This is a genomic window from Caulobacter sp. GW821-FHT05F04 (assembly GCF_059419665.1).
The window spans coordinates 17,999-32,378 of sequence record NZ_JBWKSF010000003.1; the positions used below are offsets into that span (position 1 = coordinate 17,999).

Consider the following 14,380-nt stretch of genomic DNA (forward strand, 5'->3'; position numbering starts at 1 on the left):
CCCTCCCGCAACCTCTGTCGGGTCCCCTACGTTGACGTTGCGTCGGCGTAGGGGCCTGTTGCCCCGGCCTTCGGGTTCTTGGAGGGAAGCGTATGAGATCGATCCTGCCCGCCGTGGCGCTGTTGGCGGTGGCCGCCTGTTCGCCCCAACCCGCCGCCGACAAGAAGGCGGACGCGCCCGTCGTCGCCGCGCCGCCGGCCGCCGCGCTGAAGCCGCCGAAGGCCGATATCCCGGCCGGCGACTATACGCTGGACAAGCATCACGCGACGTTGGTGTTCAGCGTCAGCCACCTCGGCTTCTCGAACTACACGGCCGCGTTCGCCGACTTCGACGCCAAGCTGCATTTCGACCAGAACAACGCCGCGGCCAGCACGCTGGAGGCGACGATCAATCCGATGTCGCTGACCCTGCCGGTCCCGCCGGAGGGATTCCTGGCCGAGCTGACCGGGCCGCAGTGGCTGAACACGGCGACCTATCCGGCCATCACCTTCAAGTCGACCAAGGTCGAGACCACCGGTCCCGACACCGGCAAGGTCACCGGCGACCTGACCCTGCACGGCGTCACCAAGCCGGTCGTGCTGGATGTGACCTATAACGGCGGCTATCCGGGCCATCCGATGGACCCGCACGCCCGCGTCGGCTTCTCGGCCAAGGGGGCGTTCAAGCGCTCGGACTTCGGCATCGCCTATGGCGTCCCGGCCCCAGGCACGACCATGGGCGTCAGCGACGAGGTCCAGGTGTCGATCGAGGCCGAGTTCAGCGGTCCGCCGCTGGCGACCGCGCCGGCCGCCAAACCTTAGCGCGCGCCGCGCGTCAGATAGCCTTCGAGCAGCGCCAGGGCGTGGTCCAGCCGCGCCTTGCGCCACTCGGGAGCGCTCATGTCGGTGTCCAGGGTCGCCGACAGCGAATAGCCGTTGGCCAGGTGGAAGCGGCTCATGGCCGCGATGGTCACATAGATCTGCACCGGGTCGAGGTCGGGCCCGAAAATCCCCTGGCGCTGGCCGCTCTCGATCAGCTTCTCGATCGTGCGGCGCAGCGGGAAGGCGGTCTCGGTGACCACGCGCGACTGGGCGGCGAACTTGCCGTGCTGCAGGTTCTCGTTGCGCAGCAGGCCCTCGAAGCGGGGGTTCTTCTCGAAATAGTCGAAGGTGAAGCGCTGCAGCTCCAGAAAGCCGTCGAGGGGCTTGTCGAAGTCGATCTTCAGCTCGGCCTCGCGAGCGCGCAGGTCCATATAGGCGCTTTCGAGGACGGCCATGTACAGGCCCTTCTTGTCCCCGAAGTAATGGTACAGCATCCGGATGTTGCACTTGGCGGCCTTGACGATCCGCTCGATGCGCGCGCCGGCGAAGCCCGCCTGGGCGAATTCCTTCAAGGCCGCGGCGAGGATCGCCTTGCGCGTGCGCTCGGCGTTGCGCTTGCGCGGGGTGTTCTCGGTCTCGGTCTTGGTGGTCGCGTCCAGGACGGCGTCGGTCACGGGATCTTGGCTCCTTGATGGATCCAGGCGCCCAGCTGGGCGCGCTCCTCTACAGTCATGCTTGTCTCGTTGCCAAGGGGCATGCTGGTCGAGAGCACGGCGCGCTCGCGGATTTTCGGGGCGTAGGTCCGGATATGCTCAGGCGTGTCGAAGGTCGCGCCCAAGGGCGGGGCGGAAAAGCCCGGGTGCGTCGGCGTGGCGCCGTGGCACATGACGCAGTGCTTCTGGACGATGGCCTGCGCGGTTGAGAACGGGACCGGGGTGGAGATCTCGACCTTGTCCTTGGGCTTCATGCTGGCGACGACCGTGGCGGCGAAGATCAGCATCGCGCCGTAGAACAGGAAGTCATGGCGGATCTTGCCGTGGTGCTTGAGCAGGAAGAACTGCCGGATCGAGATCCCGCCGGCGCTGATCATGGCCAGCAGTAGCCAGCTCAGCGGATGGCCGGTGACCATCGGATAGTGGTTGCTGATCATGATGAAGATGACCGGCAGGGTCATGTAGGTGTTGTGCACCGACCGCTGCTTGCCCATCGCGCCCAGGCGCGGATCGACCGGACGGCCGGCCAGCATGTCGGCGACGATCTTGCGCTGGTTGGGGATGATCACCAGGAAGACGTTGGCGACCATGGCCGTGCCGATGATCGCGCCGACGTGGATGAAGGCGCCGCGGTCGCTGAACAGCTTGGACAGGAAGTAGGCCGCCGCCGTCAGCGCGCCGAACCACATGATGCCGAACCACAGGCCGCGCTGGCCCAATGGCGAGCGGCACAGCGCCTCGTAGACGGCCAGGCCGCCGAAGATGAAGGCCAGGCCCGCGCCGATCGCCGCCGGCTGGCTGAACGCGTGCTTGGCGGTGTCGATCAGATAGACCGGCGCCTGCCAGTAGTAGAGCACGATCAGCAGCGCGAAGCCCGACAGCCAGGTGGTGTAGGCCTCCCATTTGAACCAGTGCAGGTGGTCGGGCATGTGCGCCGGAGCCACCATGTATTTTTGCGAATGGTAGAAGCCGCCGCCGTGCACGGCCCACAGCTCGCCCTTGACGCCCTCCTTCTCGGGGACGGGCGCGCGCAGATTGTTGTCCAGCCAGACGAAGTAGAACGAGGCCCCGATCCAGGCGACGCCGGCGATCACGTGCAGCCAGCGCAGCGAGAGGTTCAGCCAGCCGGGAAGGTCGTAGTCCATCTATTCGGTCACCGCGTCGAGCAGCCGGAGTTTGGAGATCAGGCCGATCTGCAGAATCGCCTCGGCGATCTCCTCGGCCTCGTCGTTGGCGAGGCGCGCCTGCATGGCGGCCAGGATCGAGCTCTTGTCGTTCAGCCGCACCGCGATGATGAACGGGAAACCGAAGCGCTCGTCGTAGGCGGTGTTCAGCGCATGGAAGCGCGCGAACTCGTCCGGCGTCAGCCTGTCGAGGCCCGCGCTGGCCTGTTCGGCGTTGCTCTCGGCGGTCAGCGACTTGGCGATCGCGGCCTTGCCGGCCAGTTCGGGGTGGGCGCGGATCAAGGCGAGCTTGTCGGCGGTGGTCGCGGCGTCCAGCACGGCCATCATCGCGCCATGCAGGGCCTCGACGCTGGCGAAGGGCCGCTCATTGAAGGCGCGTTCGACGACCCAGGGCGACAGCTCGAAGGCGAAGCCCAGAGCGGTGGTGAAGCCGGTCTGGTTCATGCTGTTCAGCCGAGCCAGGGTCAGGGGCGGGGCGCCGCTCATGTCTTCACCTCATACGGATGGGTCGCGATCCAGTGGCGGGCGATGTCGATGCGCCTAGCCACCCAGACGCGGTCGTGCCGAGTGATGTGTTCCAGGAAGCGCCGCAGGGCGCCGATGCGGCCAGGCTTGCCGACCACCCGGCAATGCAGGCCGACGCTCATCATCTTCGGCGCGGTCTCGCCTTCCAGATAGAGCGCGTCGAAGGCGTCGCGCAGATAGGTGAAGAACTGTTCGCCGGTGTTGAAGCCCTGGGCCGCGGTGAAGCGCATGTCGTTGGCTTCCAGGGTGTAGGGCACGATCAACTGGGCGCGGCCATGCTGGTCGTCCCAGTACGGAAGATCGTCGGCATAGCTGTCGGCGTCGTAGACGAAGCCGCCTTCCTGCGCGACCAGACGGGCGGTGTTGGGGCTGGTGCGCCCCTGGTACCAGCCCAGCGGCCGCTCGCCGGTCAGCCGCGTCTGGATCTCGACGGCCTGCTGGATGTGCTCCATCTCTTCGTCAGGCGTGAAATGCTGGTAGTCGATCCAGCGATAGCCGTGGCTGGCGATCTCCCAGCCGGACTTCATCATCGCCTCGACGGCGTCCGGATGGCGTTCCATGGCCTGGGCGACGCCGAACACCGTCAACGGCAGATCGAATTCCTCGAACAGTCGCCGGATACGCCAGAAGCCGGCGCGCGAGCCATATTCGTAGAGGCTCTCCATCGACATGTTGCGCATGCCTTCGATGGGCTGTGCGCCGACCATCTCGGAGAGAAAGAACTCGCTGACCGGGTCTCCGTGCAGGATCGACCGCTCGGCGCCTTCCTCGTAGTTCAGCACGAACTGCACGGCCACGCGGGCGCCGTTCGGCCAATTAGCCTGGGGCGGGTGTTCGCCGTAGCCGATCAGGTCTCTCGGATAGCTCATGCGAAGACCTTCGCCGCCGCGTCGACGCCCGCGCCGGCCGGGGCGCTGAAGCCCTCCCAGCGCAGCACGGCCTCGAACGCCGCGAGCGTCTGCAGCACCGCGTGCTTCCGCGCGTTCACGCCCATGGTCCCGATCCGCCAGATCTGGCCGGCCAGAGGTCCGAAGGCCGCGCCGATCTCGATCTCGAACTCGGTGCGCATGCGGGTCTTCACCCGGTCGTAGTCGACGCCGCTGGGCGCGATCACGCCGGTGACGTTGGTCATCTTGTGAGCCTGGTCGCCGTAGACCGTCAGGCCCAGCGCCTCGATCCCCGCGACCATGGCCGCGCCGGCCTGGGCGTGGCGGGCGAAGCGCGCGTCGAGGCCTTCCTCCAGCACGATCCGCGCGCACTCCCGCGAGGCGAACAGCATGCTGGCCGCCTCGGTGTGGTGGTTCAGGCGCTTGTCGGACCAGTAGTCCATGATCATCGCCAGGTCGAAGTAGTTGGAGGCGATCCGGCGACCCTGGCCCGAGGCGGCGCCCGCCGTGGCGATGCCGCGCTCGACATGTTTGCGACTGGCGATGTGGTCCGCGGCGCGGTCGCTGATGGTGATCGGGGCCGAGCCAGAAGGGCCACCCAGGCACTTTTGCAGACCGGCGGTGACGATGTCGGCCTGCCAGGCGTCGACCGGGACGTTCATGCCGGCCAGCGTCGCGGTCGCGTCGACATAGAGCAGGGCGTCGTGGCGGCGGCAGATCTCGCCGATGGCCTCGATCGGCTGGGCGATGGTGGTCGAGGTGTCGCCGTGCACGCAGGCGACCAGGCGCGGCTTGACGCGCGCCACGGCGTCCTCGACCGCCTGCGGGTCGACGATCGCACCCCACGCGCCCTCGACGAAGGTGACCTTGGCGTCGCAGCGTTCGGCGATCTCGGCCAGCAGCAGGCCGAAGCGCCCGGCATTGACCACCACGACGTCGTCGCCCGGCGAAAGCGTCGAGACCAGGGCCGCCTCGATGCCGGCGCGCGAGGTGCCGTCGATCAGGAAGGTCCACTGGTTCCTGGTCTGGAAGACGCCGCGATACAGCGCCATGACCTCGTTCATATAGCCGGTGAACTCGGGGTCGAACTGGCCCAGCAGCTGTACCGACATGGCCCGCAGCACGCGCGGATGCACGTTGATCGGGCCAGGCCCCATCAGCAGGCGGGCGGGGTGGTCGAGCTCGCGGAATGTGTCGGTCATCGTGTCTTTGTTCTTGGGCCACCCTCGTCCTTCGACAGGCTCAGGATGAGGGTTACTGTTGGGTCGTCGCGGCGGATCATTCGTAGTCCTCACCCTGAGCCTGTCGAAGGGCGAGGATTACGCGCCGCCAGCTTCTCGACAAATCCGAGCATGGCCTGGGCCGCCAGGGCGCAATCGGCCTCGGTGACGGCTTCGGCCGGGTTGTGGCTGATCCCGCCCTCGCAGCGGATGAACAGCATGGCGACCGGGCACAGGTCGGCCATCACCATGGCGTCGTGACCCGCGCCCGAGGGCAGGCGACGCACGGGCAAGGAAAGGTCAGCCAGCGCTCCATCCAGCAGGCCCATCAGCGATGGGTCGCAGGGGCTCTCGGCCAGGGCCTGCGTCAGGGTGACGGTCGCCGACAGGCCGCGCTTGGCGGCGATGGCGTGGATCTCGGCGCCGATGGTGATCACCGCCTCGTCGCGCGTCGCCGAGGTCTCGGCGCGGATGTCCATCGAGAACTCGATCGCGCCGGGAATGACATTGAACGCGCCGGGCAGGGCGGTCATGCGTCCCACCGTGCCGACCAGGCCATCGGTCCCCGCGCGGCAGATCCGCTCCAGGGCCAGGATCGCCTCGGCGGCGGCCGGGCCGGGATCCTTGCGCAGGTTCATCGGTGTCGTGCCGGCGTGGCCGGCGGTCCCCTCGATGCGCACCATCAGCCGCTTCTGCGCGGCGATGGCGGTGACGACGCCCAGGGCCAGGCCCTCGGCCTCCAGCACCGGACCCTGTTCAATGTGCGCTTCGAGGAAGGCCAGCACCTGCTCGGGCTTGCGCGCCGCGCTGGCGATAGCGTCCGGGTCGCCGCCGAACGCCTTCAGCGCCTCCGCGACCGACACGCCGTTGGCGTCCTTCATGTCCAGCGCCGAGGCGTCCAGCGTCCCGGCGATGGCCCGGCTGCAGCTCATCGAGGCGGGGAAGCGCGAGCCTTCCTCGTCGCCGAACGCCACGACCTCGATCGCGAACGGCAGGCGGCGGCCGGCGCGGTTCAAGGCCTCGACCACATCGATCCCGAGCATGATCCCCAACGGCCCATCATAGCGCCCGCCGTTGCGGACGCTGTCGATGTGCGAGCCGATGATCAGGGCCTTCGCGTCGGGGAACTCGCCCTCGTAGCGGCCGATCAGATTGGCGGCGGCGTCGCGGCGCACGCTCATGCCGGCTTCCAGCATCCAGCCGCTCACGGCGGTCAGGGCGGCCTCGTGCGCCGGGGTCAGGAACCGTCGCGTCAGCTGCCCCTCGACCTCGCTGTAGGGCGCAAGGCCCAGCAGGTCGCAACGCGCCTTGGCTCTGACCCCGATGTCGAACGCTTCCGCCACTCCCGATTCGACCCCGCTCTACTCGCCGTCGAGACCCCAGCGATAGCAGGAGAGACCCCGGAAGCCCCGTTCCGCAACCGTCGCCGCGTGCTCATCACGCGCGGGCGCCTCGACACGCGCCATCCATCGAGGGGCGGCGCCTGTTGCTAAGTCATAAACGACTTACTTGGCGGCGGCGAGAGCGGCTATTCCGTCTGGGCCACGAACTTGCCCGCCGCGCGGACCTGACCGGTGGCGACGCCAGTGGGCGCGCCGCCGGGCGGCTCGTCGGTGATGGCTAGCAAGGCGGTGTAAGTTCCCGCGCCGGTCAGGCCGACGGGCAGGGGGATGGCCTTGGGCGCGTCGCTGGGAACAATGCCCAGGGAGATGGCTTTCTGGCCCTCGGGGATGATCCACAGTTCGGCCTCGCGGCCGGCCGGCATCTTCATCGAGACGGGCGTCAGGATCAGCTTGCCGGCGGCGTGATCGAGGGTCGCGACCAGGGCGGGCTGCTTGGTGGCCGGATCGGCGATCAGCGCCACCTCGGCGACGGCCGGCGGCGGCTTGGCCGGGGCGACGGCCGGCGGCGGGGCCGGACGCGGGGTCACGACGAGGGCGACGATGCTGGCCGCCGCCAGCGCCAGGGCGCCAGCCGAAGCGCCTTGCCACAGGCGGACATTGTTCCAGGCCGAGGGCTTCTGCGTGGCGGCGCCGATCAGATTGGCGATGCGCGGCCAGATGGAGGCCGGGGGCTCGACCGGCGGGATGCGTTCGGCCAGATGGGCCAGGCGGCCTTCCCACCATTCGACGGCGCGGGCGAAGGCCGGTTCGGCGGCGATCCGGCGTTGCGCTTCCACGCGCTCATCGGCGTCGAGGACGCCCAGAGCGTATTCGCCGGCCAGCGGGCGGTCTTCACCTTCGGGGGACAGGGCGTCGGTCATGCTTCGAGGCACGCGCGCAGGCTGATCAGGCTGCGCCGGATCCAGCTCTTCATCGTGCCCAGAGGCACGCTCAGCATGTTGGCCAGGGCCTCATAGGTGACGCCCTCGAAGAAGGCGGTGCGCACCGCGCCGGCGTGCTTCGGGTCCAGCTGATCCAGGCAGCCTTCGAGGCGGCGGCGGTCGTCCTCGTCCTCGATCAGGGTCGAGGCCAGGGGGGCGCCATCGGGCAGGGCCTCGGCCTCCTCGACGCCAGCGGTCACGGCGCTTCCTCCCCTGGCGCCCCGGGCGCGCAGGCGGTCGATCGAGCGGTTGCGCGCCAGACTGACCAGCCAGGTGATCGGGCTAGCCTTCTCGGCGTCGAACCTGTCGGCCTTGTTCCAGACGGTGAGGTACACATCCTGAAGCACGTCTTCCGCCTCCTCGCGGTCGTTCAAGATACGGAGGCAGACGCCGAACAGTTTCGCGGATGTGTGACGATAGACGTATTTCAGCGCGTCTGAGTCGCGGTTGGCCACGCGCGCGATGGCGCGCGACAGCAAGGCGCGGCTGGTGTCGGCGTCCATCAAGCGTCCCCGCGAGCTCCCAAGGGCCGGGACGCTCGCACGGTCAATTCGGTCTGGCAACGTGACTATTTCCCCATCCAGCGCATCACGGCGTATCCGGTCGAGGCGGCGGCGGTGGTGACCAGGGTTCCCCAGGCCATGTCGACCAACGTGATCGTGGTCGACCAGGTCTTCAACGTCGCCTGGTTGGTGAGGTCGTAGGTGGCGTAGGCGACGAGGCCGAAGACGACCGCGTGGGTCAGCAGGCGTCGCCAGCCGCCCTCGCGCAGCGCCGGCTGGATAGCCAGCACGACAATGGCGGCGACGTACAGAAAGTAGAAGACGACGGCCGGCGGCAGCGACGGCTTGTCGGCCAGCAACTCGCCGATGCGTGGCTTGTAGAGGCGCGGCGTGGCCAGGGTCAGCCAGACCCCGTCCAGGACCAGCATGGTCAGGGCGGTGGTCGCGTAGCCGGCGGCGAGGCGGATCATCGGGCGGTCTCCAGAACCGGACGCATACGATAGTGGCTGACGCCCCATTCCTCGCCGCCGCGATGGCCGAAGAGCCCGGCCGTGGCCAGGAAGAACAGTCGCCAGCGCCGCCGCCAGACGGCCGCGTCCTTGCCGTAGACCTCGGTCAGCACAGGATCGAGCTTGGCGCGGTTGGCGTCCATGTTGGCCAGCCACTGGCGGGCGGTGCGGGCGTAGTGCTCGCCGCTCCAGCGCCAGTCGGCCTCGACGGTGAACAGGTCCGGGAACTGCCGCGCCAGGTCGTGGCTGGGCATGACGCCGCCAGCGAAGAAGTACTGGGCGATCCAGTCGGCGGGATCGTTTGTCTCGAACCGGTAGGGCGTCGCGCGGTGGGTGAAGACGTGCAGGAACAGCAGTCCGTCCGGCTTCAGCCAACCGCGGACCCGCGCCAGCAGCGCGCGCCAGTTGGACATGTGCTCGAACATCTCGACCGAGACCACGCGGTCGAAGCGGCGGTCCGTGCTGAAATCGTTCATGTCTGCGGTGACGACGGTCAGGTTGCTCAGGCCGCGTTCGGCCGCGCGACCCTCGATGAAGGCGCGCTGCGAGGCGGCGTTGGAGACGCTGACGATCCGAGAGTTCGGATAGCGCTGGGCCATCCACAGCGACAGCGAACCCCAGCCGCAGCCCAGTTCCAGCACGTCCTGGCCGTCGCGCAGGTCGGCATGGGCGGCGGTCTCGCGCAGGGCCTCGGCCTCGGCATGCTCCAGCTTGGTGGCGCCGGGCGGATAGAGGCCGCTGGAATATTTCAGGTTCGGACCCAGCACGGTCTCGAAGAAGGGGGCGGGCAGTTCGTAGTGCTGGGCGTTGGCGTCTTCGGTGTGGGTGGCGATCGGATGACGGTCCATGTCGCGGGCGAAGAGGGCGGTCGCGTCGGCCGGGGCGTAGGACAGTCGGCGGCGCACGTCGCCGACCAGCATGTCGATCGCCCTGCGCGACAACACGTCGGGCGCCGGCGCATCCTCGAACGCGCGGATCGCCGCCTTCACCAAGCTCATGGGCCGTCCTCTTCCCTGTTCCGGGGACAGTTACGCGCGGACCGGCCGATAGGATGCGTCCGTTTGTCTCGACGACCCGTAGCTGCTCCCGAAGTGTCGCTCGGACGCTCTTGGGAGATAGCTTTGGCCACCGTCGTTCCTCGTCTGTCCGTCGCCGTGATCGGCGCCGGGATCTCGGGACTTTCCGCCGCCTGGCTGCTGTCGCGCGGCCATGACGTGACGTTGTACGAGGCCGACGACCGGCTCGGCGGTCACGCCCATACGGTGCGCGTGGACGGCACGGCGATCGACACCGGCTTCATCGTCTACAACGAGCCGAACTATCCGAACCTGACGGCGCTGTTCCAGCATCTGGGCGTCGAGACGGCGGCGACCGACATGTCGTTCGGCGTGTCTCTGGACAACGGAGCGCTGGAATATTCCAGCACCAACATCCTGGCCCAGAAGCGCAACGCGCTGAACCCGCGCTTCATCAAGATGCTGCTGGACGTCATGAGGTTCTATCGCGAGGGCCGCCGCATCCCGCCGGATCTGGAGAGCGGCGGTCTGTGCCGGCTCGACGAATATCTGCGCCAGCAGGGTTTCGGGCGGGCGTTCCAGGAAGACCACCTGCTGCCGCAGGCGGCGGCGATCTGGTCGACCTCGATGAGCGATATCCGCGAGTTTCCGGCGGCCGCCCTGCTGCGGTTTTTCGACAATCACGGGCTGATGCTGCCGGTCGACAAGCGGCCGATCTGGCGCACCGTGGCTGGCGGCAGCGCCCGCTATGTGGAGAAGCTGGCCGCCGGGATCTCGGGCGACATCCTTACGGGGCGGCCCGTGAGGGCCATTCATCGTCAGCCCGACGGGGTCTCGATCGAGGACGCGGCCGGTCAGACGCGGACCTACGACCAAGTGGTCATCGCCGCCCACGCCGACCAGGCGCTGGCCATGCTGGCCTCGCCGACGGCCGAGGAGCGCGCGCTGCTGGGCGCCTTCCGCTATAGCCGCAACCGGGCGGTGCTGCACCGCGACGTCGGCCAGATGCCGCGCCGGCGGGCCGCCTGGGCCAGCTGGAACCATGTCGGCCGGCGCGGCGAGGACGGTGGGGTGACCTACTGGATGAACCGCCTGCAGCCGATCGGCGAGGCGCCGGTCTTTCTGTCTCTGAATCCCGACAAGACGCCGGGCGAGCTGCTGCACGACCAGGTCTATGAGCACCCGCTGTTCGACAGTCCGGCCATGCTGGCCCAGCGACAGCTATGGTCGCTGCAAGGCCGCCGCCGGACCTGGTTCTGCGGCGCCTATTTCGGCTCGGGCTTCCACGAGGACGGCCTGCAGGCGGGCCTCGCCGTCGCCGAGCAACTGGGCGGTGTCCATCGTCCGTGGATGACGCCGGATCCGTCGGGACGCATCTTCCTCAAGTCTCCCGCGGTCGAGGCCGAGCGGGCGCTGGTCGCATGACGTTCCGCTCGGCGATTTACAGCGGTCATGTCCTCCACGAGCGCATGCGACCCAAGCGCCATCGGCTGCGCTATCGGGTGTTCATGCTGCTGCTGGATCTCGACGAGATCGACGCGCTGGACCGGTCGCTCAAGCGGTTCTCGCGCGGGCGCTGGAACCTGATCGGCTTCCACGATCGCGACCACCTGGACGAGCCCGAGACGTCGTTGAAGGACACCGTGCTGGCCAAGCTGCGGGCGGAGGGGATGGACGTCGTGCGGATCAGCGTGCTGGCCATGCCGCGCATCCTGGGCAAGGGCTTCAACCCGCTGAGCGTGTTCTTCTGCCACGACGCCGACGGCAAGCTGGTCGCCACGATCCACGCCGTTCGCAACACGTTCGGCCAGCGCCACGATTACGTGCTTCCGGCCCGGCGGACGGTGGGCGGCTGGATCGAGCAGGACGCCCGCAAGGCCTTCTACGTCTCACCGTTCCTGCCGATGGACCTGCGCTACGGCTTCGAGATCGCGCCGCCGGGCGAGACCGTCCATGTCGGCGTCGATGTGCTGGACGCGGAGGGCCTGGTGCTGGCCGCGACTTTTTCGGGCGAGCGGCGCGATCTGACCGATGGCGCGATCTGGAAGGCGCTCGCTAGCCATCCCTGGCAGGTCGCGGGCATCCTGGCGGCGATCCATTGGGAAGCACTGAAGCTGGTTGCGAAGGGCTTCAGGATCTTCCCGCGGGATCACGCCACGCGCGGCCTCAGGCGGCCGGCGTCGCCGCTTCCGCCCACGCCTCCAGAGCCTTCAGAGCACGCAGGCTCATCAGCCGCTTCTTGGCCCGGCCACGCTCCTTGAGCGGGATCTTCTTGCCGTCCTCGTCGACCTTGGGCGCTTCCAGCGGCGGCAGCAGGCCGTAGTTGATGTTCATCGGCTGGAAACTGCCGGGGCCATTGCCGGCCTCCAGGTGGCCGCCGGTGATGTGCTCGACCAGAGCGCCCAGCGCCGTCGTCGGCGGCGGGGCGTCGATCGGCGCGCCCTTGCGGTCGGCGGCGGCGAAGCGACCGGTCAGCAAGCCCATGGCGGCGCTCTCGACATAGCCCTCGACACCCGTGACCTGGCCGGCGAAGCGCAGGCGCGGCTGGACCTTCAGGCGCAGCGACCTGTCCAGCAGCTTGGGCGAGTTGATGAAGGTGTTGCGGTGCAGGCCGCCCAGCCGGGCGAACTGAGCGTTCTCCAGGCCCGGGATCATCCGGAAGGTCTCGGCCTGGACGCCGTGCTTCAGTTTGGTCTGGAAGCCGACCATGTTCCACAACGTGCCCAGGGCGTTGTCCTGGCGCAGCTGGACGATGGCGTAGGCCTTGACCAAGGGATCGCGCGGGTTGGTCAGGCCGACCGGCTTCATCGGGCCATGGCGCAGGGTCTCGCGGCCGCGCTCGGCCATCACCTCGATCGGCAGGCAGCCGTCGAAATAGGGGACGTTTTCCCACTCCTTGAACTCGGACTTCGGACCGGCCAGCAGGGCGTCGATGAAGGCCTCGTACTGCTCTTTGTTCATCGGGCAGTTGATGTAGGCGGCCGCGTCGCCGCCGGGGCCTTCCTTGTCGTAGCGCGACTGGCGCCAGGCCTTGTCCATGTCGATCGAGTCGAAGTGGATGATCGGCGCGATGGCGTCGAAGAAGCTGAGCTGGCCTTCGCCGGTCACGTCCAGGATCGCCTGGGCCAGGGCGGGCGAGGTGAGCGGGCCAGTGGCGACGATGACATTGTCCCACGCTTCCGGCGGCAGGCCAGCGATCTCCTCGCGGACGATGGTGACCAGCGGATGGGCTTCCAGGCGGCGGGTGACTTCGCCCGAGAAGCCGTCGCGGTCGACGGCCAGGGCGCCGCCGGCCGGCACCTGGTGCTGGTCGGCGCAGGCCATGATCAGGCTGTCCAGCTTGCGCATCTCGGCGTGCAGCAGGCCCACGGCGTTGAACTGCCAGTCGTCCGAGCGGAACGAGTTGGAGCAGACCATCTCGGCCAGGCCGTCGGTGTTGTGAGCGTCGGTGCGAATCTTTTTTACTTGCCCTAGCGCTTCGCTGCTTGAGGGCGCGCCGGTCGCCTCGTCCCTGCGCATCTCGTGCAGGATGACGGGCACGCCGCCCTGGGCGATCTGCCAGGCGGCTTCGGAACCGGCGAGGCCGCCGCCGACGACGTGGACGGGCTGATTAGTGGAATTCGTGGTCATGGGGCGGGCCTATACCCCCGGCTGTCGCTCGGCGAAACCTGCTGTTAGTGTCACGTGACTGGGCGGGGCCCTTCGCGCCTGGCGAGCATGGGTGGGAACATGGCGAGCTTTTCCGTGGGCGAGGCCGCGACGGCCGGCTTTGGCTTGGTCGGTCGCAAACCCTTGGCGGTGGTCGGATGGGCGATCGCCGTCGTGGCGGCGCTGATCGTCCCGGCCGTCCTGTGCGTCCTGGCGATGGGGCCGGCTTTCGCCCAGATCCTCCAACTGGCCATGACCCAGCGGGGCGGCGATCCCAGCCCCGAGATGATGCAGCAGATGCTCCAGGCCCAGTCGGGCATGACGGCCTTCAACCTGCTCTACTGGATGTGGTCTTCGTTCGTGAGGGCGGTGTTCTGCGCGGCGGTGTTCCGGGCGGTGCTGACGCCTGAGCAGTCGGCCTGGGCCTATCTTCGGGTCGGCTCACGCGAGCTGTGGCTGACCCTGCTGCTGCTGGTCGAGCAGGTGCTGACGATGATCGCCATCTTCGTCATTGTCCTGGTCGTGGTGGTGATCGTGGCGATCGTCGCGGTCGGCGGCGGCGAGAGCGGCCACATGGCGGCGATCATGACGGCCGTTGTCGGCTGTTTCGTGGCGGGAGGTCTTATCCTGTGGGTGGCGCTGCGCCTGTCGATGGCCGCGCCGATGACCTTCGTCGACAACCAGTTCCGCCTGTTCGAGTCGTGGAGCCTGACCAAGGGTCAGGGCTGGCGGCTGCTGGGCGTGGCCCTGCTCCTGGTGATCTTCGTGCTGGGACTGGAGATCCTGGTCGGCGCGGTGATGGTGGGTCTGCTGATCGCCGCCGGCGGTTCGCTGACGGCGCTGCGCGGATCGGGCGCGATCGAGACCTTCATGGCCCGCCCGCCGCTGGAGATCCTGCGCGACGTCTGGCCGTGGCTGACGGGGCTGGGCGTGCTCGGCGCCCTGTTCAGCGCGGTGGTCCAGGCGGTGTTTTTCGCGCCCTGGGCGGTCATCCACCGGGCGTTGACGCGCGAGACGTAGCGGCGAGCGCGGCGAGGCCATAGATTGCGCGG

15 protein-coding genes are annotated in these 14,380 nt (G+C 68.3%); 4 read left to right on the top strand and 11 right to left on the bottom strand.

Going from position 1 to position 14,380, the window contains the following annotated elements; translation table 11 throughout:
• The first annotated feature begins 92 nt into the window (after positions 1–92).
• A complete protein-coding gene (locus tag AC07R7_RS08670; RefSeq protein WP_494634879.1) occupies positions 93–800 on the top strand; it encodes a YceI family protein in 708 nt (235 codons plus the stop codon).
• On the opposite strand, the gene AC07R7_RS08675 is transcribed toward AC07R7_RS08670, so the two are convergent.
• From AC07R7_RS08675 to AC07R7_RS08720, 10 genes are all read right to left on the bottom strand, one after another.
• The gene (locus AC07R7_RS08675) at positions 797–1,474 is read right to left on the bottom strand and encodes a TetR/AcrR family transcriptional regulator (RefSeq protein WP_494634880.1); all 678 of its coding nucleotides are present in this window, start codon (positions 1,472–1,474) and stop codon (positions 797–799) included. The two genes, AC07R7_RS08670 and AC07R7_RS08675, sit on opposite strands and share 4 nt — an antisense overlap.
• The gene (locus AC07R7_RS08680; protein ID WP_494634881.1) at positions 1,471–2,658 is read right to left on the bottom strand and encodes a urate hydroxylase PuuD; all 1,188 of its coding nucleotides are present in this window, start codon (positions 2,656–2,658) and stop codon (positions 1,471–1,473) included. The genes AC07R7_RS08675 and AC07R7_RS08680 overlap by 4 nt, the downstream gene beginning before the upstream one ends.
• Positions 2,659–3,183 (bottom strand): 2-oxo-4-hydroxy-4-carboxy-5-ureidoimidazoline decarboxylase, encoded by a 525-nt coding sequence (gene uraD, locus AC07R7_RS08685; protein ID WP_494634882.1) that lies wholly within the window; start codon positions 3,181–3,183, stop codon positions 2,659–2,661. It abuts the gene before it with no gap.
• Positions 3,180–4,091 carry an allantoinase PuuE gene (gene puuE, locus AC07R7_RS08690; RefSeq protein ID WP_494634883.1) on the bottom strand — a complete coding sequence of 304 codons (912 nt, stop codon included), beginning with the start codon at positions 4,089–4,091 and terminating at the stop codon, positions 3,180–3,182. The genes uraD and puuE overlap by 4 nt, the downstream gene beginning before the upstream one ends.
• On the bottom strand, positions 4,088–5,311 hold the full coding sequence (locus AC07R7_RS08695; protein ID WP_494634884.1) for a pyridoxal-phosphate-dependent aminotransferase family protein: 1,224 nt from the start codon (positions 5,309–5,311) through the stop codon (positions 4,088–4,090). The genes puuE and AC07R7_RS08695 overlap by 4 nt, the downstream gene beginning before the upstream one ends.
• 89 nt (positions 5,312–5,400) lie before the next feature.
• Positions 5,401–6,672 carry an allantoate amidohydrolase gene (locus AC07R7_RS08700; RefSeq protein ID WP_494634885.1) on the bottom strand — a complete coding sequence of 424 codons (1,272 nt, stop codon included), beginning with the start codon at positions 6,670–6,672 and terminating at the stop codon, positions 5,401–5,403.
• A 185-nt stretch (positions 6,673–6,857) separates the two neighbouring features.
• Positions 6,858–7,592 (bottom strand): anti-sigma factor, encoded by a 735-nt coding sequence (locus AC07R7_RS08705; protein ID WP_494634886.1) that lies wholly within the window; start codon positions 7,590–7,592, stop codon positions 6,858–6,860.
• Positions 7,589–8,155, bottom strand: coding sequence for a sigma-70 family RNA polymerase sigma factor (locus AC07R7_RS08710; RefSeq protein WP_492837836.1), 567 nt, complete (start codon positions 8,153–8,155; stop codon positions 7,589–7,591). Before AC07R7_RS08710 ends, AC07R7_RS08705 begins: the two co-directional genes overlap by 4 nt.
• 65 nt (positions 8,156–8,220) lie before the next feature.
• Positions 8,221–8,625, bottom strand: coding sequence for a DUF2177 family protein (locus AC07R7_RS08715; RefSeq protein ID WP_492837838.1), 405 nt, complete (start codon positions 8,623–8,625; stop codon positions 8,221–8,223).
• Positions 8,622–9,662, bottom strand: a complete 1,041-nt coding sequence (locus AC07R7_RS08720; RefSeq protein WP_494634887.1) for an SAM-dependent methyltransferase — start codon at positions 9,660–9,662, stop codon at positions 8,622–8,624. The genes AC07R7_RS08715 and AC07R7_RS08720 overlap by 4 nt, the downstream gene beginning before the upstream one ends.
• 123 nt (positions 9,663–9,785) lie before the next feature.
• Between AC07R7_RS08720 and AC07R7_RS08725 the strand changes: the two genes are divergently transcribed.
• On the top strand, positions 9,786–11,105 hold the full coding sequence (locus AC07R7_RS08725) for an NAD(P)/FAD-dependent oxidoreductase (RefSeq protein ID WP_494634888.1): 1,320 nt from the start codon (positions 9,786–9,788) through the stop codon (positions 11,103–11,105).
• Entirely contained in the window at positions 11,102–11,941 is an 840-nt protein-coding gene (locus tag AC07R7_RS08730) for a DUF1365 domain-containing protein (protein ID WP_494634889.1), read from the top strand. The genes AC07R7_RS08725 and AC07R7_RS08730 overlap by 4 nt, the downstream gene beginning before the upstream one ends.
• Here AC07R7_RS08730 and trmFO read toward each other — a convergent pair.
• The gene (trmFO, locus tag AC07R7_RS08735) at positions 11,847–13,310 is read right to left on the bottom strand and encodes a methylenetetrahydrofolate--tRNA-(uracil(54)-C(5))-methyltransferase (FADH(2)-oxidizing) TrmFO (RefSeq protein WP_494634890.1); all 1,464 of its coding nucleotides are present in this window, start codon (positions 13,308–13,310) and stop codon (positions 11,847–11,849) included. The genes AC07R7_RS08730 and trmFO overlap by 95 nt on opposite strands.
• Positions 13,311–13,409: 99 nt before the next feature.
• On the opposite strand from trmFO, the gene AC07R7_RS08740 reads away from it, so the two are divergent.
• Positions 13,410–14,348 (top strand): hypothetical protein, encoded by a 939-nt coding sequence (locus tag AC07R7_RS08740; RefSeq protein ID WP_494634891.1) that lies wholly within the window; start codon positions 13,410–13,412, stop codon positions 14,346–14,348.
• Positions 14,349–14,380 lie beyond the last annotated feature (32 nt).